At 68.5% G+C, this 19,818-nt stretch carries 14 protein-coding genes and 4 tRNA genes; 7 read left to right on the top strand and 11 right to left on the bottom strand.

Translation table 11 applies throughout. The features are described 5' to 3' along the window. Positions 1-2 precede the first annotated feature (2 nt). Positions 3-1,337, bottom strand: coding sequence for a salicylate synthase (locus NWFMUON74_RS03155; RefSeq protein ID WP_425300883.1), 1,335 nt, complete (start codon positions 1,335-1,337; stop codon positions 3-5). Positions 1,338-1,519: 182 nt separating this feature from the next. Between NWFMUON74_RS03155 and NWFMUON74_RS03150 the strand changes: the two genes are divergently transcribed. Then, positions 1,520-3,913, top strand: coding sequence for a glycerol-3-phosphate 1-O-acyltransferase (locus tag NWFMUON74_RS03150; protein WP_187686498.1), 2,394 nt, complete (start codon positions 1,520-1,522; stop codon positions 3,911-3,913). A 109-nt stretch (positions 3,914-4,022) separates the two neighbouring features. Continuing rightward, positions 4,023-5,489, top strand: a complete 1,467-nt coding sequence (locus NWFMUON74_RS03145; protein WP_187686497.1) for an HAD-IB family hydrolase — start codon at positions 4,023-4,025, stop codon at positions 5,487-5,489. Here NWFMUON74_RS03145 and NWFMUON74_RS03140 read toward each other — a convergent pair. The 6 genes from NWFMUON74_RS03140 to NWFMUON74_RS03115 all read right to left on the bottom strand — a co-directional run bounded on the left by NWFMUON74_RS03140 (position 5,480) and on the right by NWFMUON74_RS03115 (position 8,118). After that, positions 5,480-6,193 (bottom strand): polyprenol monophosphomannose synthase, encoded by a 714-nt coding sequence (locus NWFMUON74_RS03140; protein WP_187688892.1) that lies wholly within the window; start codon positions 6,191-6,193, stop codon positions 5,480-5,482. The two genes, NWFMUON74_RS03145 and NWFMUON74_RS03140, sit on opposite strands and share 10 nt — an antisense overlap. Before the next feature lie 147 nt (positions 6,194-6,340). Beyond that, positions 6,341-6,514, bottom strand: a complete 174-nt coding sequence (locus NWFMUON74_RS03135) for a hypothetical protein (RefSeq protein ID WP_187686496.1) — start codon at positions 6,512-6,514, stop codon at positions 6,341-6,343. 564 nt (positions 6,515-7,078) lie between these two features. Beyond that, a tRNA-Phe gene (locus NWFMUON74_RS03130) sits at positions 7,079-7,152 on the bottom strand. Between the two features lie 34 nt (positions 7,153-7,186). Next, positions 7,187-7,260: transfer RNA gene (locus tag NWFMUON74_RS03125), tRNA-Asp, on the bottom strand. A 28-nt stretch (positions 7,261-7,288) separates the two neighbouring features. Then, a tRNA-Glu gene (locus NWFMUON74_RS03120) sits at positions 7,289-7,361 on the bottom strand. A 91-nt stretch (positions 7,362-7,452) separates the two neighbouring features. Beyond that, complete coding sequence (locus NWFMUON74_RS03115; RefSeq protein WP_187686495.1) at positions 7,453-8,118, bottom strand: TetR/AcrR family transcriptional regulator; 666 nt, start codon at positions 8,116-8,118, stop codon at positions 7,453-7,455. A gap of 932 nt (positions 8,119-9,050) precedes the next feature. Between NWFMUON74_RS03115 and NWFMUON74_RS03110 the strand changes: the two genes are divergently transcribed. The 5 genes from NWFMUON74_RS03110 to phoU all read left to right on the top strand — a co-directional run bounded on the left by NWFMUON74_RS03110 (position 9,051) and on the right by phoU (position 15,255). Continuing rightward, positions 9,051-9,123: transfer RNA gene (locus tag NWFMUON74_RS03110), tRNA-Lys, on the top strand. 280 nt (positions 9,124-9,403) lie between these two features. Further along, the gene (locus tag NWFMUON74_RS03105) at positions 9,404-10,375 is read left to right on the top strand and encodes an acyl-ACP desaturase (RefSeq protein WP_187686494.1); all 972 of its coding nucleotides are present in this window, start codon (positions 9,404-9,406) and stop codon (positions 10,373-10,375) included. A 139-nt stretch (positions 10,376-10,514) separates the two neighbouring features. Further along, a complete protein-coding gene (dusB, locus tag NWFMUON74_RS03100; protein ID WP_187686493.1) occupies positions 10,515-11,663 on the top strand; it encodes a tRNA dihydrouridine synthase DusB in 1,149 nt (382 codons plus the stop codon). 926 nt (positions 11,664-12,589) lie between these two features. Further along, positions 12,590-14,485, top strand: coding sequence for an LCP family protein (locus NWFMUON74_RS03095; RefSeq protein WP_187686492.1), 1,896 nt, complete (start codon positions 12,590-12,592; stop codon positions 14,483-14,485). A gap of 98 nt (positions 14,486-14,583) precedes the next feature. Next, on the top strand, positions 14,584-15,255 hold the full coding sequence (phoU, locus tag NWFMUON74_RS03090) for a phosphate signaling complex protein PhoU (protein ID WP_187686491.1): 672 nt from the start codon (positions 14,584-14,586) through the stop codon (positions 15,253-15,255). Here the strand turns inward: phoU and NWFMUON74_RS03085 are convergent. The 4 genes from NWFMUON74_RS03085 to pstC form a co-directional block, all read right to left on the bottom strand. Continuing rightward, positions 15,252-16,850: a DHA2 family efflux MFS transporter permease subunit gene (locus tag NWFMUON74_RS03085; RefSeq protein ID WP_187686490.1), complete on the bottom strand. Its 1,599-nt coding sequence runs from the start codon at positions 16,848-16,850 to the stop codon at positions 15,252-15,254. The genes phoU and NWFMUON74_RS03085 overlap by 4 nt on opposite strands. Before the next feature lie 238 nt (positions 16,851-17,088). Then, positions 17,089-17,865: a phosphate ABC transporter ATP-binding protein PstB gene (pstB, locus tag NWFMUON74_RS03080; protein WP_187686489.1), complete on the bottom strand. Its 777-nt coding sequence runs from the start codon at positions 17,863-17,865 to the stop codon at positions 17,089-17,091. A gap of 20 nt (positions 17,866-17,885) precedes the next feature. Next, a complete protein-coding gene (pstA, locus tag NWFMUON74_RS03075; protein ID WP_187686488.1) occupies positions 17,886-18,788 on the bottom strand; it encodes a phosphate ABC transporter permease PstA in 903 nt (300 codons plus the stop codon). Beyond that, a complete protein-coding gene (gene pstC / locus NWFMUON74_RS03070; protein ID WP_187686487.1) occupies positions 18,788-19,756 on the bottom strand; it encodes a phosphate ABC transporter permease subunit PstC in 969 nt (322 codons plus the stop codon). Before pstC ends, pstA begins: the two co-directional genes overlap by 1 nt. Positions 19,757-19,818: the final 62 nt, after the last annotated feature.

Raw genomic sequence — 19,818 nt, 5'->3', positions numbered from 1 at the left:
ACTCAGGCCTCGACCACGTAGGGCGCGATGCTGCCGAGCTTCTCGCAGGTCTCCTCGAATTCGCGAGCGGGCTCGGACTGGCCGACGATTCCCGCCCCGGCGCGCAACCAGGCGCCCTCGGTGGTCTGGTAGACCGCACGCAGCACCAGGGTGGCCTCCAACGCGCCGGTCGGCGAAACCACCACCACCGCACCGGAATACAGTCCGCGCGGGTCGTGATCGAGCCGGAACACCGCGTCGACACCGGCCCGTTTCGGGATGCCGGAGGCCGTCACGGACGGAAACAGGGTCTCGAGCGCGTCCCAGGAGGTGCGGCCCACGTCCAGCTGTCCGCGTACGGTCGAGGCCAGGTGCTGCACACTGCCGCGCTCGCGCACCGCCATGAAGTCCGACACCGCCGTGCTGCCCGGCTCGGCCACCGCGGCGATCTCGGCGAACGACGTCTGCACCGAAATCGCGTGCTCCACAATCTCTTTGGGATCGGCGACCAGATCCGCGCGCGCGGCCCGGTCCGCGTCCGCGCCGCGCCCGAACGCCCGCGTCCCGGCCAGCGGCTCGGTGGTCACCACCCGGTCGCGGTCCACGGCGGCCACCAGTTCGGGACTGAACCCCGCGGCCTCCAGCCCGCCCAGCCGCAGCAGGAACGAGCGCGCCGGGGTGTTGTGCGCGCGGCCGAGCCGGTAGGTGGCCGGTACGTCCACCGGGAACGGCAGGTCGACCTTCCGCGACAGGATCACCTTCTGGTAGTCGCCGTTTCGGATCTCCGCGATCGCCTCGGCCACCCGGTCGCGGTAGGCGGTCGGGTCGATGGTGATGTCCGCCGGGCGCGGCCGCGGCAGCGCGGTACCCTGCGACGCCGCGATCAGCTCGTGGATATCGGCCGTCTCGCCCGGCGTGGCACCGGCGACCCGCACACCCGAGGCATCGATGCAGACCTCGATGCGCGGAATCATCAAGTGCGCCAGTGAGGTTCGCTCCGGCAGGTGCGCGGTGGCATCCAGCGCCCAGGCGCAGAACTCGAAACCGATCCAGCCGTAGGCGTTCCGCCCCGCCAGGGGCAGAGCGGACAGCGCGCGATCGATGACCTCCGCCGGACGGCCCGTCCAGGCGGCCGCCGTGGCCCGCCCGTCCCAGCCGACCCGCAGTTCACCGGCATCGAGTTCGACGCTGCCGATCGGGTCGGCCGCGAACACCCACTCACCCGGCCGTTCGTACACGACGTATTCGCCGAAACGATCGGCGCCGGCCAGTGCCGCCACCGCCGCGGCGGGGTCGGTCACCTGCTCGCCCCGGCGTGCCGCCGTCGACGTCGCCCCCGGACCATCCCCATACCCGATCAGTAATCGCTCCGTGGTCGGCACCGTTCCTCCAAGGTTATGCTTACCTAACTCAAAGGTGAGGTTAGCATTACCTCGGTGAAAAGCGCTTGTGCCGGAGCGCACACTCACCGCGCCAACCTCCTGCGGGAAACGCTCGAACCGGGCTTCAATGGGGAGCGTCACCTGATGGAAGGCCCCGCATGATCGACGATCACGCCGACGCACCGCCGGCGACCACCTTCGACACCGTGCCGCGGTCGGTGGTCGCCCTGGTGGATGCCACCTCGCCGACCGAGCGAGAGCTGATCGGCGGCTGGCTGGCCGAGGGCGGCATCGCCGCGGAGTTCGGCGTCGAGGCGCCGGTGACACAGCTGGACCTGGACGCGGCGGCCGTCGCGGCCCGGCTGGTCGATCGGCGCGACGACCCGCTCGTGGTGCCGGTGCGGGTGGTATGGCTGCCGCCGGAGCGAGACGGCGTGCGCCGCACCACCTTCGCGGATCTGGCAACCCTCGCCGATCCGCGCCGACCACATCGGCTGCTGCAGCGCCGCCTGGTCGCCAAGACCCCGGACCGGCACCTCGTACTCACCGGGCAGCCCGCCCGGCTGAGCGAGTTGCGCGCCAACAACGCGGCCGTCGCGGGCAGCGCCGAGCCGTTCGCGCGGGCGGTCGTACGCGCCGGCATCGTGGCGCTGGAGCGGGCCGAACGCGGGGTGATCGGTGACCGGTACAAGGTGCCGCGGCTGGTCGCGGAGGAGATTCTGGACACCCCGGAATTCCTGCGTCGCCTCGACGCCATCGCCCTGCACACCGGCAGTACCTCGCGCGAGGTGTACCGGCGCGCGGAGAAGGCACTGAAAGAACTTGTCGCGGCGCAGAGTCGGCTGGTCTCGGACCTGTTCACCCAGGCGATGCGGCCCGTGCACGCCTCCACCTGGAAGGTGGACTGCGAGCCGTCCGGGCTGGCGGGCCTGCGCCGGCTCAATCGCAGCCATCCGCTGGTCTTCCTGCCCTCACACCGCTCCTATGTCGACGCCTTCGTGCTCGGTGACGCGCTGGCGCGCAACGACTTCCCGCCGAACCACGTGATCGGCGGCGCGAATCTGCGGTTCTGGCCGATCGGCCCGATCGCGCGGCGCACGGGCACCGTGTTCATCCGCCGCAGCTTCGGCGACGACGAGGTCTACAAGGCCGTGGTCGAGGAATACTTCGCGTATCTGCTGACCAAGCGGTTCAACCTGGAGTGGTATTTCGAGGGCGGCCGCACCCGCACCGGCAAGCTGCGCCCGCCACGCTACGGGTTGCTGAACTACCTCGCGGCGGCGATCCGTTCGCGTCGCGTCGAGGATGTGATGCTGGTGCCGGTGTCGATCACCTACGAACGGCTCAACGAGCTGGGCGCGATCGCCACCGAGCAGTCCGGCGGCGCGAAGAAGCCGGAGGGGCTGACCTGGCTCGCCCGCTACGTCCGCAGCCAGCAGCATTCGGCGGGGCACGTGTATCTGCGCTTCGGCGAACCGCTCTCGGCACGCGAACGGCTCGCCGCGCACGGTGATCCGCTGGTCCCCGATCCCGGTTTCGGCGCGCCGGAGAACGAGGAGGCCCGGGGTCAGGAGCGAAAGGCCGTGCAGCGGCTGGCTTTCGAGATCGCGGTCGGGATCAACGCGGTCACTCCGATCACCGTCAACGCGCTGGTCACCCTCGCGCTGCTGGGTGTGCACGAGCGCGCGCTCACCCTCGGCGAGGTGCGCCGGGTGCTCGAACCGGTGCGCGGCTACATCCAGCGCCGGGGCCTGCCCAGCGGCGAACTCGACACGCTGAGTGCGGATCACGCGCTGGCGGTGGTGCTCGAACAGCTGTCGCTGGCGCGGGTGGTGACGGTGTATCGCGGCGGGCTGGAACCGGTGTACTCGATCGAGGCGGGCGCCCACCTGGAGGCGGCGTTCTATCGCAACAGCGCCGTGCACTGGTTCGTCAACCGCGCCATTCTCGAGCTGGCCATCCTCGCGGCGGTGGAGGCGCCTGAGGGCGAGCAGCTGCGAGCGGGCTGGGACACCGCCTTCCGGCTACGCGACCTGCTGAAGTTCGAATTCTTCTTTCCCGAGCGCGCGGAGTTCGCGGCGCAGATGACGGCGGAAATGGAATTGGTGGACGAGGATTGGCACGACCGGACCGCCGACGGCACGGTCGGCACCGACATCCTCGCCGAACTGACCGAGTCGGGTTTCGTGATGGCGCACCGCGTGCTGCGCTCGTTCCTCGACGCCCAGCTGGTGGTGGCGGACCGGCTGGCGGCCCGCGACGGCACCGAGTCTCCCGACCGCAAGCGGTTCATCGACGAGTGCCTCGCCGTCGGCCGCCAGATGCTCCTGCAGCAGCGGCTGCACAGTCCCGAGTCGGTCTCGTCCGAATTGTTCACCACCGCACTCAAACTCGCCGACAACTACGGCCTGCTGGACGCGGCCACCGATCCGGCCGCCGCCGCCGACCTACGGAACCGCCGCCGAGCCTTCGCCGACGAGCTGCGCCTGATCGGCGCCCGCATCGCCCGAGCCGCAGCCCTGGACCCATCGAACCGGCTGGAGATGCCATGAGCGCCCACAAGCTCTACCGCCGAACCTCCCCCACCCACCGAGGCGCAGGCCGAAGAGCCATATCCGCCCATCCTGTGATCGAGGGCTCGAGCTTCGGCGAGGTGTGGATATGAGTTCGATGTCGGTGGACGAGGCGGTGGCGGCGATCGGGGCGGGGCCGCGGGGGCCGCGGATCGCGGCGGTGTTCGACTTCGGTGGCACGGTGGTGCACGGGTTCACGCCGCCGTCGGTGCTGCGGCGGGCGCTGCGGCGGCGGGATTCGCGGCGGGATCCGGCGGCCGCCATGCTCGACAGCATCCGTGGCACGCGGGCCGAGGGTGAGTACGAGCGGTTCCTGCAGCGGGTGATGCACGGGTGGGCGGGGCACACCGAGGCCGAGCTCACCGAACTCGGCGAGCAGTTGTTCCGCCGGACCGTCTACGGGCACCTGTATCCGGAGGCGTGGCGGTTGATCCGCGCGCACGAGGCGGCCGGGCACACGCTGGTGCTGGCGAGCTGCCTGACCCGTTTCCAGGTCGCACCCGCCGCCGCCGAACTCGGCATCGAGCACGTGCTCTGCACGGCCATGGCCGCGCAGGACGGCGTGCTCACCGGGTACGTGGACGGCAAGCCGCTGTGGCGCAACGGCAAGGCCGACCGGGTGCGGCGGTTCGCGGCCACGCATGAGCTGGACCTGTCCGACAGCTACGCCTACGCCGACGCCGCCACCGACCTTCCGCTGCTGGAACTCGTGGGTCGCCCGCACGCGGTGAACCCCGACCCGCGCATGGCCCTCGAGGCGGGCGAGCGGGACTGGCCGGTGCTGAGCTTCCGCCCTCGGCGCTCGGCCCAGGCGAGCGATGTCGCCCGCACCGCAGCGGGTTTCGCGAGCCTGCTCGGCGGGGCGCTGGCGGGTGTGGCGGCCAAGGCGCCGACCCGGCAGCGGCGGGCGATGGCGGACGCCATGATCAGCTGTGCCGCCGGAGCGACGCTGCGCGCGACGGGGGTGCGGGTCCGGGTCACCGGCGCCGAGCACGCCCGCGACGCCCGTCCGGCGGTGTTCATCTTCAACCACCAGAGCCAGTTCGACATGGTGGTGCTGGCGCAGGTGCTGCGATCCGGTTTCACCGGCATCGTGAAGCAGGAGATCACCCGCAATCCGGTGTTCGGTCCGCTGATGCGGTTCGCGGGGGCGACCTTCATCGATCGCTCCGACAGCGCGGGGACGCGGGCGGCGCTGGCACCGGTCGTGGAGACGCTGCGCGGCGGCCTGTCGATCGTCGTCGCGCCGGAGGGCACGCGCTCGCTGACACCGCGGGTGGGCCCGTTCAAGAAGGGCGCGTTCCACATCGCGCGGCAGGCGGGGGTGCCGATCGTGCCGCTGGTGATCCGCAATGCGGGCGAGATCGCCTGGCGCGATTCGGCGATCGTGCACAAGGGTGTCGTGGATGTGGCGGTGCTCGCGCCGATCGATGTCGGCGAGTGGGATCCCCGCGAGATGGACGCCGAGGTCGAGCGCGTCCGCCGGCTGTTCGTCGAGACGCTGCTCGATTGGCCCGCGCCGCAGGAGAATTCGACGGCGGTGCGTCAGACCTGACGGCCGAGCAGCAGCTTCCACGGCATCAGCGCCGATTCCAGCTGCACCTTGAGGCTCATCTTGGAGGCGCCCTTGGTGCGCTCCTCGAACCGGATCGGCACCTCAGCGATGGCGATGCCCTGCTTGACCGTGCGGTAGTTCATCTCGACCTGGAACGAGTAGCCGTTGCTGCGGATCGAGGCGACGTCGATGGCGCGCAGGGTGTCGGCCTGCCAGGCCTTGAACCCGGCGGTGGCGTCCTTCACGCCCAGCCGCAGGATGGCGTTGACGTAGAAGTTGGCCCAGGCCGACAGCGCCTTGCGGTACCACTTCCATTCCGCAGCGGTGGATCCGCCCGGGACGTAGCGCGAGCCGAGCACGACGCCCGGGCGCTCGCCCGCCGCGCCGAAGGTCAGCTTCTCCAGCATGGCCGGGATCACCTCGGCCGGGTGCGACAGGTCGGCGTCCATCTGGATGACGACGTCGGCGCCCTCGTCGAGCGCCTTGGTGATGCCGGCGATGTAGGCGCGGCCGAGCCCGTCCTTCTCGGTGCGGTGCAGCACGCCCACCACGGCCGGCAGCTCGGCGGCCAGCTTGTCGGCGACCTCGCCCGTGCCGTCCGGCGAGTTGTCGTCGACGACCAGGATGTGCAGGTCGGCGACCGGTAGCGCGGTCAGCCGCTCCACCGCCACCGGCAGGTTCTCCCGCTCGTTGTAGGTCGGCACCACCACGGTCACCTTCACAAGTCGCCCTCCGCTCGATTCGACCCGGCTGCACACCCGCGCGAGGTGCGGGCACGATTCTGCTCAACGAACCGTAGCCCAACAACCCGAGCCCGTTCGAGTTAGCTCTGGGGAAGCGGCCGACCGCCCTCAGTCGTCGTCGCGAGCGTCCGCCCGAGCATTGCGTTCCCGCACGATATCGAGCGCCCGCTCGGCCGTACCCCGGTCCGGATACGGCCCCATCCGGTCGGCGAACCAGCACCGCTTCCCCTGCTCGGCGCGCTGGTGCTTCAGGCAGTAGTACCAAGCATCGGAGTCACCCATGACCCCAGCATCCCACCCACCCCCACCCCGCGCCGCCGAACCCGCCCCGCACCCCCGCAACCCACAGCGAGCAACCCCACCCGAGCAAACCAATCACAGCAACCACAACCCCGAATCGCCAGCAAGCCCAACCGCTTACGCCCCAGACCCCTCTGACGAATCCCCACCGAAAGCCAGTCACCCGTGCGGGTTTGCTGACTTGATCATTGATCAAGTCAGCAAACCCAACGCCCCTCAACCATCCAGATGACCCGCCGTTCATGACACAAAACCCCACTATTCGATCAAGAACACGGCCCCCACTCGAAAGCCCACAAGCCGATTACCCGACGCAAAAACCCCACATAGAACATTGGTCCCCGAGTGCAAAACCCCCCAGCACCAAAACCCTCCAAGGAGTCACTCAGCCCACCCCAAGCCACGCCACCCCCCGCAGCTCATCACTAGAAAAGGGGGGTCCGGGGGGCGAAGCCCCTCCGGGCCGGGGGCGTGGGGGCGCGGCCCCCACAAACCACCCTCGAAAACGGCGAAGGCCCTCCCTGAGCATGGGAGGGCCTGAGAGGGTGGCCAAGGCCGGGATCGAACCGGCGACCTTCCGCTTTTCAGGCGGACGCTCGTACCAACTGAGCTACCTGGCCGGGGCACCCGTACCGAATGCCTGGACGAAGTGTGCGACCCTGACGGGACTCGAACCCGCGACCTCCGCCGTGACAGGGCGGCGCGCTAACCAACTGCGCCACAGGGCCTTGCTCTGCTCCAACGATGTTGCCACCGTACCCCCTACGGGATTCGAACCCGCGCTACCGCCTTGAAAGGGCGGCGTCCTAGGCCGCTAGACGAAGGGGGCCCGCCGGATGTCTCCGGACCGTTTTCCAACGGCTTCCGTTGGGAGCCCGCATAGCTTATGACAGCTCGATCGGGAAACCCAAATCGGCTGGTCAGAGGCTCAGGTTGAGGTCCTCCAGCCGAGCGGACGCGCGCCAGCCGACGCGCCGGAACTCGTCGAGCCACTCGGGGGTGGCCATGGATTCGACGATCACCTCCAGCGCCTCGGTGAATCGCGACCGCAGATCGATCCCGCCGCCGAGCAGGTCGATGATGTAGCGCTGGCCGGCCAGCGCGGCGGCGAGGGTGCGGGTGAGGCGGTCCACGTCCGATTCCGGGCGCAGCTGCTTCTGGTCGACCGCGCGCACCGCGAGCAGCCGGGTGGCCCGGCCGAGAATGCGGCCGCCGCCGGCCTGGACGTCACGATAGAACTCGGGCTCGATGATGAGCCGGAACTCGGCCTGGATGATGATGTCGTTCTCGAGCCGCAGGGCGATCTCGTCGATCATCCCGTGCAGCACGTCCAGCGCGCCGAGATCGGTTCGGGTGAGCCATCTTTCGGTGGTGGCGCGATAGCGCTCGACCGCGGAGTCCAATACCGCGCGCGCCAGATCCTCCTTGGAGTCGAAGTGGAAGTACATGGCGCCCTTGGTGGCGCGCGACCCTTCCAATATGCGGTTGAGTGATGCCGCGGCATAACCGCTCTTCCCGAACTCAACGGCCGCGGACCTGATGATCGCCGCACGTGTCCGGCGGGCCCGCTCTTGCTGCCGTGCCATGCTCGAAACGCCTCCGAAGCTACTTGCCGCCGGTGAACTCTTCTTCGGAACAGTCCTCGGCGCGAAGGTTATGAGATTTTCAAATACTTCAACTCGGGCTACCGCCCGGTTTTCAAACTTTGGGTACGAAAAATAACGAGAAACCTGAAACGCACTGGCTGGTATAGTTCTCGACGCCCGGGTGCGCCGCAGGGGGTGCGCACCCGGGCGTTTTCTTCGTCTCGGATCTGCCTCCTGCGACGCTGTCTCCAGGGCATCGCGATCGGCCCGACCGGTCGCGACATCTTCGGGCACATCAACCATAGGGTGAATCCCGTCCCGCCGGGGCACTCCCGGTCCTGCCGGAATTCACCGAGCGGTCACCGTACCCCGATACTCAGACCACTGTAAGGCGTACCGGCAAGTCAGTTCGCCGAATCGCGTTTCTCGGCCTATGGCAAATACACCGCAACCGGCTGGGCGATTGGTTCCTTTCGCGAATTCGGCCGCGCGCCACCGTCGTTCACCGCCCACGACTCCCGGCCCGGACGAACCGCCACCGGACGACCACACCCGCACCCCAGCCCCTCGTCCGCCCGCACGAACCACCGACACGCTTACCTCCGCTACCAATTGCGTTGCCACGCACCACGATTGGTTGATGTTTCCATACTTCTGCGCTCAAACAAATTGGAAACCAAGGTGTTTGCCCGCCGCGGAGGGCGACGCCGGTCGGCCGCGGCCGGGCGAGCACCGTCTCGGGCCTATCGTCCGGCGGCCCGAAGATGTATCAGTCCGATCGCCGGCACACGAGAAGTTGTCACCCCGCACGACCCCTCCCCACTCACGGGGACTCCGCGCCCCGCCGCCGACCAGGGCCGACACCGCCACACGCCGAACCGCCGGATACCGGTTACCGCTCGCGGATCCGGACCATTAGACTTGCCACCCGCGCCCCTATAGCTCAGTTGGTAGAGCTACGGACTTTTAATCCGCAGGTCCCAGGTTCGAGCCCTGGTGGGGGCACCTTCCGGCGGGCCGGAGCCACAACGCTCCGGCCCGCCGTCACAACGCGGGGCTAACATCTCGCTCGCGGCGGCGATAGTCAGCGTGGCGTGCTCCGCACGCCTACACTCGGAAGTGTTGTACCCGCCCCGACGTCGTCATATGAGTTCCGTCACGGCCACTGTGAAGTCACCCAGATGCGTTTCGCATCACACCTACGGTGCCGTAAGGTATGGGCCGCGGCGGCAAGGCCAAGGGGGACTGACGAGCAAGAGAGAACGACACACCGAAGGGTATGTATATGGCAAGGGATCTGACTCAACTCGAACTACTGACAGAGTTGGAGCCGGTTGCCGAGCAGAACGTCAACCGCCACCTGTCGATGGCCAAGGAATGGCATCCGCACGACTACGTGCCTTGGGACGACGGCCGTAACTTCGCCGCGCTGGGGGGCGTGGATTGGGACCCGTCGCAGTCGAAGCTCGGTGAGGTCGCCAAGGCGGCCATGATCACGAACCTGCTCACCGAGGACAACCTGCCCTCCTACCACCGAGAGATCGCCGAGAACTTCTCCCAGGACGGCGCCTGGGGCACCTGGGTCGGTCGCTGGACCGCCGAGGAGAACCGCCACGGCATCGTCATGCGGGACTACCTGGTCGTCACCCGCGGCGTGGACCCGGTCGCGCTCGAAGAGGCGCGAATGATCCACATGACCAACGGTTTCGCCTCGCCCGCCGAGGCCGACGCCGGCTTCCTGCACTCGGTCGCGTACGTGACGTTCCAGGAGCTGGCCACCCGCGTCAGCCACCGCAACACGGGCAAGGTCTGCGACGACCCCATCGCCGACCGCATGCTGCAGCGCGTCGCCGCCGACGAGAACCTGCACATGATCTTCTACCGCAACATGTGCGGCGCGGCTCTGGACCTGTCGCCCGACCAGGCGCTGGAGGCAATCACGCTGATCCTGGAGAACTTCCAGATGCCCGGCGCGGGCATGCCCAACTTCCGCCGCAACGGCGTGCTGATGGCCAAGCACGGCATCTACGACCTGCGCCAGCACCTGGAAGAGGTGGTGCAGCCGGTGCTCAAGAAGTGGAAGATCTTCGAGCGCACCGATTTCACCGCCCGCGGCGAGCAGACCCGCGAGCGGCTCGGCCTGTTCCTGGAGAAGCTGGCCGGTGACGTCGTGAAGTTCGAGGAACAGCGCGACCGCATGCTGGCCCGCGAGGCCGCCAAGCGCGAACGCCAGCTGGCCACCACCTCCGTCGGCTGACAGCTGCGATCCACAACCGCCCCCGAGGGTCGCCTCGCGACCTCCGGGGCGGTTTCTCGTTCCACGGCGGGCGACCACGGCGTGTTCGGTCAGTCACCCGATGCCCCGCCGCGCGTCCGCCACAGGGACAATGGACACCATGCAGTCCGTCCTCCAGAGCAAGACACACGTGCGCATCGGCCCCTACCCGGTCGATCCGCCGGTCGTGCTGGCGCCGATGGCGGGTATCACGAATCTGGCGTTCCGGCGGCTGTGCCGCGAATTCGGCAGTCCCACCTCGCTTTACGTCTGCGAGATGATCACCGCGCGGGCCGTCGTCGAACGTGATCCGAAGACGATGCACATGATGTCGTTCGGCGCGGGCGAATACCCGCGGTCGATGCAGCTCTACGGCGTCGACCCCGCCACAATGGCCGAGGCCGTCCGGATCATCGTCGGTGAGAACCTCGCCGACCACATCGATACGAACTACGGCTGCCCGGTGCCCAAGGTGACCCGCCTCGGCGGCGGCTCCGCGCTGCCGTACAAGCGCCGGCTGTTCGGGCAGATCGTGCACAGCATGGTGGCCGCCGCCGAGCCCGCGGGCGTCCCGGTCACGGTGAAATTCCGCATCGGCATCGATGACGACCACATCACCTACCTCGACGCCGGGCGCATCGCGGAGGCCGAGGGCGCCGCGGCCGTCGCGCTGCACGCCCGCACCGCGGCCCAGCGCTATTCCGGCAGCGCCGACTGGTCGGCCATCGCCCGGCTCAAGGAGGCCGTCACCACGATCCCGGTGCTGGGCAACGGCGACATCTTCAGCGCCGATGACGCGCTGCGGATGATGGCCGAGACCGGGTGCGACGGCGTGGTCGTCGGACGCGGATGTCTGGGCCGCCCTTGGCTTTTCGCCGAACTGCAGGCGGCCATGCGCGGCGAGCAGATTCCGGCCGGGCCGACCCTGGGCCGCGTCGGCGAGATCCTCTACCGGCACGCCACCCTGCTGGCCGACCACGACGGCGAGGACAAGGGCCTGCGCGACCTGCGCAAGCACATGGCCTGGTACCTGATGGGCTTCCCGGTCGGCGCCGAACTGCGCCGCCGCTTCGCCACCGTCTCCACCCTCACCGAACTCCAGGATCTGATCGCCGCCCTCGACCCGACCGCCCCCTTCCCCAAGGACGCCGAGGGCCCCCGCGGCCGCCAGGGCTCCCCCGGCAAGGTCAGCCTCCCCCACGGCTGGCTCGACGACCCCGAGGACGCCGCGGTGCCCACCGGCGCCGACGTCCTGCACAGTGGCGGCTGACCTGGGGTGTCACACCTTCAAGTGGCCCATCGTGGCTGAATCGTTATCATGGCTCGAGACCGGTGATGCTGTGCGCCTCCGAGCGGTTCACCCAACCTTGGGTAAACACATCAAGGTCCGGTCGGAGACGATGAGCAAAGCGAGGTTCCTTGGTGGGTGACGACGAGCGGCACGGGCGTGCGTCCGGGCCCGGCGGTCGAGCCCCGTGGGAGCGCTATCGTGCCCCGGAATCGGGTGACGACGAACCCTCCCCACGCCGCAGCCGGCACACCGACGACAGTGCCGAACCGATCACCGTGCACGATCTGGTGAAGCGCGTCGACGACGAACGCAGCGGCCGCCGTCGCCGCCGTACCGACGCCCCGCCGACCGGCGCACGCCCCGCGGCCGCCCAACCACCCACCGGAACACCGTCCGGCACACGGCAACCCGCGCCACGGCAGCCGGGAAACCCGCCGCCCGCCGCACCACCGACCGGCACACGGCCCGCGGCCCAACCACCCACCGGAACAGGGCAACCCGCCAGGCAGTCGCGCAACCAACCACCCGCCGCCCCGCCGACCGGCGCACGGCCCGTGGCCGCACAGCCCGCCGGAACACCCTCCGGCACACGGCAATCCGCCGGTTCGTCATCCGGTGCCCGGCAGCCGGGTAACCAGCCGCCCGGCACGCGATCCCCGGCCACGCCAGCACCCGATACCCGGCAGTCCACCCCACCACCGGACGCAGGATCACCGGCCAGGCGGGGAGCGAGCAGGCGCCAGCACGCCGCACCACCGGACGCAGGACCACCGGCCAGGCGGGGAGCGAGCAGGCGCCAGCACGCCGGACAGCCGGGGGGCGGCCGTCAGGCCGCGGCACAGGCGACCGGCGGGGTTCAGGCAGCCGCTTCGGGACCAGGCGCGCGCCAGGCCGCGGCACAGGGGATGGGCGGGGTCCAGTCCGCCGGGCAGGGGCGGGAGGCGCAGCAGTCGGCCGCTGCACCGACCGGGCGGCATTCGGATGAGCAAGGCGCGCAGGCTGGTTCGGCGGCGCGAGGGCCGGGCGCCGATGATCGTCCGACCGATACCGTCGCACCGCCACCGGCCGCGGCGCTGGGGCCCGTGGCGGCGTCGTTCCGTGCGCCCGCCGGAAATCCGGGGGCCGAAGCGGGCACGACCGCCGCGCGTGCCGGTCGGCAGTCCGCCGAGCAGGTGACCGACAAGCTCCCCGTTCCCGAAGCGGAGACACCCGAGACCGAGCGGGCCACGCAGGCCGCGCGGCCGAAGACCGTCGGGGCGCCGACGCTGTCGCGGCTGGCGCAGAGCAAGCAGCGGCAGCGGCAGCGGGTGCAATTGGTCGCCCGCGGCACCACCGCCTTCGTCGCGGTGCTCGCGCTCGTGGTGACGGGGGTGGGCTGGAATTACCTGCGCGCCACAGACAACGGCTTCCAGCAGGTATCGGCGCTGGACGAGAAGTCCGACGACATCGTCGACCCGGGCGGTCAGCTCGGCGACGAGAACTTCCTCATCGTGGGCACCGATACCCGCGCCGGCGTGGACGGCAATATCGGCGCCGGCACCACCGAGGACGCCGAGGGCGCCCGCGCCGACACGGTCATGCTCGTGCACATCCCCGAGAACCGGCAGCGCGTCGTCGCCGTGTCGTTCCCCCGCGACCTCGACGTCACCCGGCCGGTCTGCGAGGGCTGGGACAACGAGAAGGCCCGCTACACCGAGGCGTCGTTCCCGCAGGCCGCCGGCGACAAGCTGAACGCCACCTACGCCCTCGGTGGCCCGAAATGCCTGACCAAGGTCATCCAGAAACTGGTCGGCCTGCGCATCGGCCACTTCGTCGGCATCGACTTCAACGGCTTCTCCTCGATGGTCGACACCATCGGCGGCGTCGAAGTGTGCACCAAGAAGCCGTTGGTCGACGACGAACTCGGCACCATCCTGCCCAATCCGGGACGGCAGATGCTCAACGGCCCGACCGCGCTGGACTACGTGCGGGCCCGGCACGTCTACGGCGAGGAGCGCAGCGACTACGACCGCATCCACCGCCAGCAACTGTTCCTGTCGTCGCTGCTGCGCGGGGCGCTGTCCAGCAAGGTGCTCTTCGACATCGGCAAACTGAACAACTTCATCAACGCCTTCTCCGGCAGCGCGTTCATGGACGCCGTCAGCACCAAGGACCTGTTGATGCTGGGCCGCTCGCTGCAGAAGGTCGACGCCGGTGCGATCACCTTTCTGACCGTGCCCACCGCGGGAACCACGTCCTACGGCAACGAGATTCCGCGCGAGTCCGACATCAAGGAGATCTTCCGCGCGATCATCGACGACCAGCCGCTGCCGGGTGAGAAGAAAGCGCCCGAGCCGACCCCCGGCAAACCCGCCGCGCCCGCCACGGCGCCGAAGGCGCTGACCGCGGTCGACCCGAGCACGGTGTCGGTGCAGGTGTCCAACGGCTCGGGTACCCCGGGCATCGCGAACACCTCGGCGACCAAGCTGTCCAACCAGGGCTTCCAGATCTACAACGTCGGCAATTACTCCGGCGGCACGATCTCGACGACGAAAGTGCGCTACTCCTCCGGTCTCGAGGCCGAGGCCGCCACGGTCGCGTCCGCGATCCCGGGCGCCACGATCGAGTCGACCAGCGGACTGGGCAGCATCGTCGAGGTGGCGCTGGGCTCGGATTTCACCGGCACGGTGCACGCGCCGACGAGCTTCGGCAACCCGCTGCCGGAGGTGCCGACATCCTCGGCGAGTTCGTCCGACGAGACCCCGGCCGCACTGCCGTCGGACCTCGAGCATGTCAACGCCGCCGACGACAATTGCAAGTGAGCGCCCGTCACCAGCGCAGATCCGCTAGTTCCGGGCAACACCATGGGTTCACCCGCCGTTCGTGACTTGGTCAGCGCCGGGAACTAGTGTTTGGTTTCATGCGTGTCATCTACAACGAACAAATGGCCGATCTCGCCAATATGCTGGGCGAGATGGCCGGCCTCGCGGGCTCCGCGATGGACCGGGCGACGCAGTCGCTGCTGCAGGCCGATCTCACGCTGGCCGAACAGGTGATCAGCGAGCACGATCAGATCGCCGAGATGATCACGCAGGCCGAGGAGAAGGCGTTCGCACTGCTCGCGTTGCAGGCCCCCGTCGCCGGTGACCTGCGCCAGGTGGTCAGCGCGATCCAGATCGTCTCGGACGTGAACCGGATGGGCGCCCTGGCGCTGCACGTCGCCAAGGTCGCCCGGCGCCGGCATCCGAACCACGCGTTACCCGAGGCCGTCAACGGCTACTTCGCCGAGATGGGTCGCATCGCGGTGAATATGGGCAAGGCGGCCCAGGAGGTCCTCGAGACGCGCGACCCCGAGCGGGCCGCGCAGCTCAACCAGGACGACGAGGCGATGGACGACCTGCACCGCCATCTGTTCACCCTGCTGATGGACCGGGAGTGGAAGTACGGCGTCGCCCCCGCCGTCGACGTCACCCTGCTGGGCCGTTACTACGAGCGTTTCGCCGACCACGCGGTCGAGATCGGCCGTCGCGTGGTGTTCCTGGTGACCGGCGTGCTCCCGCCGGACGAGGACGCGGAGGTCGAGCACATCTAGTCCCGCTCGCGCCAGGCGAGCAACGGCGACTCGGTGCGCTCCGGCCGCCAGGGCAGCAACACCGCTACTGCGACGGCGCAGACCAGTAGCGCGCCGACCGCGAGGTACGACGCCGCCTGCGCGCCTTCCAGCGCGGCCACCTTCATGGCGTGGACCAGGTCGGTCTTCGCACCGGCGAAGAACGGGCTGATCGGCGCCTTGACAATCTCGAGCACGCTGATCGGCGTGTCGCGGGCGATGCTCTTCTGGTCCGGGTTCATGATCGCCGACGGGATGGCGTCGATGCGGGCGCCGACGTTCGCGGTGTAGGTGGAGGTCATGATCGACCCGAGCACCGCGACCCCGAGCGTCCCGCCCACCTCGCGCGTGGTGTCGTTGACCGCCGAGCCCGCACCGGCCTCGTGCTCCGGGACGGCGCCCATGATCGATGCGGTGGCGGGCCCCTGCACCACTCCGAAGCCGACGCCCATCAGCACCATGGACACCAGAACCGTTCCGACATAAGGCGTTTCGACCTTCACCTGCCCCGCCAGGTACATGCCCACGGCGAGCAGCAGCAGCCCCGACAACACCGTCGCCGTGGTGCCGATGCGCTGCGCGACCAACGTCGCGACCGGGGCGCCGACGCCCACCGCCGCCGCGAAGGGCAGCGAGTGAATTCCGAACTCCAGCGCGCTGAACTCCTTCACGCCCTGGAAGTACTGGGTGATCAGAAACAGGAAGCCGAAGGCGCAGAAGTAGGACACGGTGATGGCCAGCGCGGGCACCGAGAAGCGCCGGATCCGGAACAGCCGCACATCGAGCACCGGGGCTTCCACCCGCAGTTCCCAGGCGACATATCCGGCCAGCAGCACGGCCGCGACCACATAGCCGGTCATGCTGCGCCCGGCCAGCCAGCCGTTTTTCGGCGCTTCGATAATCGTCCAGACCAGAGCCGTCACCGCCACCAGCGACAGCAGGATTCCGACGACGTCCAAGCGCCCCGCGTGCTCGGCCCGCGACTCCGGCACCAGCAGCAGCACGGCCGCGATCGCGATCAGCGCGATGGGCACATTGATCCAGAAGACCGAATGCCAGCTGAAGTACTCCAGCAGCCACCCGCCCGTAACCGGCCCGACAGCCACCGCGACCCCCGCCATCGCCGTCCACAGGGCGATAGCCGCCGCCCGCAGCCGAGCCTCCGGAAACAGGTTGATGATCAACGCCAGCGTCGCCGGAAACACCGCCGCCGCAAAGACTCCCATCCCCGCCCGAGCGGCGATCACCTGCCCGAGCGAGGTGGACAAGGCCCCCGCGGCGGACATCACCGCGACTCCCCCCAGCCCGATGACCATCACCCGCCGCCGCCCGAACCGATCCCCCAGGTGCCCCAGCGCCAGCAGCAACCCCGCGAACGCCAACGTGAAAGCATCCACGATCCACTGCAGCCCACTCATCCGGGCCTGCAACTGCACCGCCATCGAAGGCAGTGCCACATTCACCAACGTGTTGTCCAGTACCACGAGCAATTCCGCGAGACAGATCGCCAACAGCGCGAACACCCGCACCCGTAGCGCGGGCGATCCCCCGGCCCGTGCCAACGTCGAGACAACCATCCCAGCCATCCTTCCCATCGCTATAACGATCGGTGTAGTCAGCCGGAACTGTATCTGTTACCGGAAGTCGCAGACAACCGCCCGTGGTATGAGTCGGCAACCCGACAACAAACCCTCGATAGTGACCCGGATCACAATCGAAGCTGGGCCCGAAAATGCCCCGGCCCACCCGGACCGGGGCACCACATCCGCGAAAACCGTTGAACGAGAAAGATATCGGCGCGGAACAAAATACGACCTACCCGAACCGCCCCGAGATATAGTCCTCGGTCTCCTTACGAGAAGGATTGGAGAAAATCTTCTCGGTCTCATCGATCTCGATCAATTTACCCGGCTTGCCCTGAGCCTCGAGATTGAAAAACGCGGTCTGATCACTGACCCGAGCCGCCTGCTGCATGTTGTGCGTGACAATGACGATGGTGAATTCCTTCTTCAACTCCGCGATCAAATCCTCGATAGCCAGAGTGGAAATCGGATCCAGAGCCGAACAAGGCTCGTCCATCAGCAGCACATCAGGCGAGACCGCGATGGCCCGGGCAATACACAACCGCTGCTGCTGACCACCCGAAAGCCCGCCACCCGGCTTGTCGAGCCGATCCTTCACCTCGTTCCACAGGTTGGCGCCCTTGAGCGACCGCTCGGCGACCTCGTCGAGCTCCTTCTTGTTCCGCACGCCCTGCAGCTTCAACCCCGCCACCACATTGTCCCGAATGGACATGGTGGGAAAGGGGTTCGGCCGCTGGAACACCATCCCGATGGTCCGCCGGACCCCCACCGGATCGATCTGCGACCCGTAGATGTCCTCGCCGTCGAGCAGCACCGCGCCCTCGACGCGGGCGTTCGGCGTCACCTCGTGCATGCGGTTGAGCGAGCGCAGCACCGTGGACTTGCCGCAACCCGACGGACCGATGAAGGCGGTGACACTGCGCGGCAGCACGGTGAGCTGCACGTCGGCGACGGCGTGAAATTTGCCGTAGTAGATGTTGAGATCTTTGACGTCGATCCGCTTGGCCATGTCGAATGTTCCGTTCGCTTCTATCGGTTCCGGGTGAGCAGCTTGTTGACGACCGCGGCTCCCAGATACAGCAGCGCGATGATCAGGATCAGCGTCAGGGCCGCGCCCCACACCCGCCACCGGCCGGCCGGCTCCGGGTTGGCCAGCTCCTGATAGATCAGCAGCGGCAGCGACGCCATGTTCCCGTCGAAAAGGTTGGTATTGATGGACTTCGAGTAGCCGACCAATACCAGCACGGGCGCGGTCTCGCCCATGACTCGCGCCACCGCCAGCAGCATGCCGCTGATCATGCCCGGCAGCGCGGTCGGCACCACGATCCGAAGGATGGTCTTCCATTTCGGTATCCCCAGGGCGTAGGACGCCTCGCGCAGCTCGTCGGGTACGAGCTTGAGCATTTCCTCGGTGCTGCGGACCACGACCGGCAGCATCAGCAGCACCAGCGCCAGCGCGACCGCGAGGGCACTCTGCGGAGCGCCGAGGGTGGCGATCCAGAGCGCGAAGACGAACAGCGCGGCGACGATCGACGGCACCCCGGCCAGGATGTCGACCATGAACGTGGTGGTCCGGGCCAGCCAGCCGCGGCCGTACTCGACCAGATAGATGGCGGCCATGATGCCCAGCGGCACCGCGATCACGGCGGCCACGGCGGACTGCACGATGGTGCCGTAGATGGCGTGGTACACACCGCCGGCGTACTGATCGGGCAGCACGCCCTTCTGCGACTTGCCCCACCAACCACTGCTGACGACGGCGTCGAAACCCTTGCTGAGCACCAGGATCAGCACCCAGCACAGGGGGATCAGCGCGATCGCGAAGCACAGCCACATCACGGCGGTGGCGGCCTGGTTGCGGATCCTGCGGCTCAGACTGATGGTCCGGAACGCGGGCGCCTTGATCGGGCGGTCGAGAGTTGTTGTCGCCATTACCCGTTCACCTTCCCGCCGGCCGCGATCCGCGCCAGCGCGTTGACCACGAAGGTCAGCGCGAACAGCACGAAACCGGCGGCGATGTAGGCGCCGGTGGGCAACGCCTGACTGAATTCGGAAGCGGCCGAGGCGATCTTGGAGGCGAAGGTGTAGCCGCCGTCGAACAGCGACCAGTGCCCCGCCGACGCCGCGGTGCGCAACACCACCAGCACCGCGATGGTCTCGCCGAGCGCGCGGCCCAGGCCGAGCATGGAACCGGCGATCACGCCGCTGCGGCCGTAGGGCAGCACGGTCATCCGCACCACTTCCCACTTGGTGGCGCCGAGCGCCTGCGCGGCCTCGATGTGCGCGCGCGGCGTCAGGTTGAACACCTCGCGGCTGACCGAGGTGATGATCGGCAGGATCATCACGGCCAGCACCACCCCGGCGGTGAAGATGGTGCCGCCGCCGCTGATCGAGACGTTGCCGTCCTTGAACAGGAAGAACCAGCCGAGGTTGTCGTTCAGGAACTCCTCGAACGGCGCCAGCTGCTGCGCCAGCACCAGGAAACCCCAGAGACCGAACACGATCGAAGGCACCGCGGCCAGCAGATCCACCACGATGGCGAACGGCCGGGCCAGTATCTTCGGCGCGTACTGGGTCAGGAACAGTGCGATCCCGACGCCCAGCGGCACCGCGATCACCAGCGCGAGTAGCGAACTCAGCACCGTGACCATGAACAGGTCGCGAATGCCGAAGTGCATGTCGTCGGCGTTGCCGACGTTGAAATCCGCACTGGTGAAGAAGTTGGCCTTGTTCGCCGCCACCGACGGCACCGCCCGGATCAACAGGAACAGCGCGATGAGCGCGATCGCCGCGACGATGGTCGCGCCGGCGGCGGTGGCCAGCGAGCGGAAGATCATTTCCGCGCGGGCACTGTGCGCGCGGCCGCGTCGCGCCGGTTCGGTGCTGGGTTCGCTGGACATAGGGGGAGTATCTCCGCCCGCCCGCGGACCGGTCGAATCCGACCGGTCCGCTGCGGTGACTT

Origin of the sequence: Nocardia wallacei, from assembly GCF_014466955.1 — a bacterium.
GTDB lineage: Bacteria > Actinomycetota > Actinomycetes > Mycobacteriales > Mycobacteriaceae > Nocardia > Nocardia wallacei.
The sequence above is the reverse complement of the archived record's forward strand: the minus strand, read 5'-3'. Positions and strand labels throughout refer to the sequence as shown.

Bases quoted from the DNA above. Each gene is read 5' to 3' on its own strand.
- NWFMUON74_RS03150 (WP_187686498.1), top strand. From the start codon at position 1,520: ATGATCGACGATCACGCCGACGCACCGCCGGCGACCACCTTCGACACC.
- NWFMUON74_RS03145 (WP_187686497.1), top strand. From the start codon at position 4,023: ATGAGTTCGATGTCGGTGGACGAGGCGGTGGCGGCGATCGGGGCGGGG.
- NWFMUON74_RS03135 (WP_187686496.1), bottom strand. From the start codon at position 6,514: ATGGGTGACTCCGATGCTTGGTACTACTGCCTGAAGCACCAGCGCGCC.
- NWFMUON74_RS03115 (WP_187686495.1), bottom strand. From the start codon at position 8,118: ATGGCACGGCAGCAAGAGCGGGCCCGCCGGACACGTGCGGCGATCATC.
- NWFMUON74_RS03105 (WP_187686494.1), top strand. From the start codon at position 9,404: ATGGCAAGGGATCTGACTCAACTCGAACTACTGACAGAGTTGGAGCCG.
- dusB (WP_187686493.1), top strand. From the start codon at position 10,515: ATGCAGTCCGTCCTCCAGAGCAAGACACACGTGCGCATCGGCCCCTAC.
- NWFMUON74_RS03095 (WP_187686492.1), top strand. From the start codon at position 12,590: ATGGGCGGGGTCCAGTCCGCCGGGCAGGGGCGGGAGGCGCAGCAGTCG.
- phoU (WP_187686491.1), top strand. From the start codon at position 14,584: ATGCGTGTCATCTACAACGAACAAATGGCCGATCTCGCCAATATGCTG.
- NWFMUON74_RS03085 (WP_187686490.1), bottom strand. From the start codon at position 16,850: ATGGTTGTCTCGACGTTGGCACGGGCCGGGGGATCGCCCGCGCTACGG.
- pstB (WP_187686489.1), bottom strand. From the start codon at position 17,865: ATGGCCAAGCGGATCGACGTCAAAGATCTCAACATCTACTACGGCAAA.
- pstA (WP_187686488.1), bottom strand. From the start codon at position 18,788: ATGGCGACAACAACTCTCGACCGCCCGATCAAGGCGCCCGCGTTCCGG.
- pstC (WP_187686487.1), bottom strand. From the start codon at position 19,756: ATGTCCAGCGAACCCAGCACCGAACCGGCGCGACGCGGCCGCGCGCAC.